Source organism: Moorena sp. SIO3I8 (assembly GCF_010692325.1).
GTDB lineage: Bacteria > Cyanobacteriota > Cyanobacteriia > Cyanobacteriales > Coleofasciculaceae > Moorena.
In genome coordinates this window covers 1-1018 of the sequence record NZ_JAAHHW010000499.1, presented here as the reverse complement: position 1 = coordinate 1018, position 1018 = coordinate 1, and the positions used below count along the sequence as shown (strand labels likewise).

Genomic DNA, 1018 nt, shown 5'->3' with positions numbered 1-1018 from the left:
TACGATACTAGCACCCTTTTGTCAAGGGAGTATGGGTGAGAGTGGGACTCAATCATGGGGGTTGACTCCCGAGAAAGGGTCATCAATCCCCACATCCCTATAGTTTTGCTATGCTTTTGGATTAGAGCACTCGTTAAGGCTTAGAGGCTTTACAGTCTTCTTAGCAGGTTTGGGCTTAGGAGTTCGCCGATAACTCTTAAACTGACTAATCCCAGCACTGGCAGATTTAACCACATCACTATCTGGATCCCTTAATGCCCTTTCAAGCAAGGGTATAACTTTTTCAGATTTAATATTACTCAGGGCTTCAACAGCAGACTGTCGCACGGATGGTTGGGGATCTTGAATCAATTTTCCGATCAGCGGTATGGCCTGTTGAATTTCGGCTCTGAGTCCTTGAGCAGCAGCAATTTTACCCAAAGCTGATGCAATTGATCCACGAATAAGGCTTTCAGGATGATTGATGTAGTTACTTAACTGGGGAATATCGCTGGCTTGAGCATAATTTCCCAAAGCAGTTATGGTTTCATCCAAGTCTTGATCAATTTGGCTGGGCTGATCAGTAATACTAGGGGTTTCTGTCAGCATTGGTTGCTCTGGCTGACTCGGCTCAGGCAATATTTCGTCCTCCAAGTCTTGATCAATTTGGCTGGGCTGATCAGTAATACTTGGGGTTTCTGTCACCATTGGTTGCTCTGGCTGACTCGAATCAGCCAATATTTCGTCCTTGACAACTTGTTGAGGCTCGTCTTGATTTGTTTCTGCCTCTTCTAATAATTCGACTAATTCATTACCAGTTTCCGCTGAACTTTCCTCGGTTTTCTCTAGGTTCTTAACCTGGTCTGGTATTGGGGATTTATGAGCTTGTTCTAATTGAGCAATTTTTTGATGGGCTAACTCTAAATCAGCCTGATATTTCGCTTCCAAAGATTGCAGCTCGTTGCGAAAATTAGATTCAAGTTCTTCCTTTAACTCATGGGTAGCTTGTGTCAATTTCTCTTGATATCTTGCTTCCGAG

The 1018-nt window shown here is 43.5% G+C and carries 1 protein-coding gene; it reads right to left on the bottom strand.

The genetic code is table 11. From position 1 onward, the window contains the following. Positions 1 to 108: 108 nt before the first annotated feature. On the bottom strand, positions 109 to 1018 hold a 910-nt coding region (locus F6K51_RS38195; protein WP_293031608.1), incomplete at its 5' end, for a HEAT repeat domain-containing protein.